General features: G+C 32.9%; 1 pseudogene. It reads right to left on the bottom strand.

Annotated elements, in window-relative coordinates:
- Positions 1-301: pseudogene (locus GNY06_RS15370) on the bottom strand (transposase); the annotation flags it as partial.

Genomic DNA, 301 nt, shown 5'->3' with positions numbered 1-301 from the left:
CAATACTCAGATAACCTTTGTCTCCTAATATTGTACAATTTTGAAACAAGTGCTTAATATCTTTGAGATAATGAATATCCTGTACAGAAGCTTGTGTTAGATCAAAATCGGTAAAAATCCCATCAGAAGTACACAATGCATGCAAATTCTAACCATAATAAACACTATTTAGCCCAGCACAAAAACCTTTATCCGGGCTGGTAAAGTAATTTTCTCTACAAACAGTACTTCTGCAACTTCTGCTTAATTTGCATATTTCTAATGGCATGCTATCTACAATGTAATAATCACTGACAGATAT

The sequence above is a fragment of the Elizabethkingia argenteiflava genome, assembly GCF_009904105.1.
GTDB classification, from domain to species: domain Bacteria; phylum Bacteroidota; class Bacteroidia; order Flavobacteriales; family Weeksellaceae; genus Elizabethkingia; species Elizabethkingia argenteiflava.
This window is presented reverse-complemented; position numbering and strand designations above follow the sequence as displayed.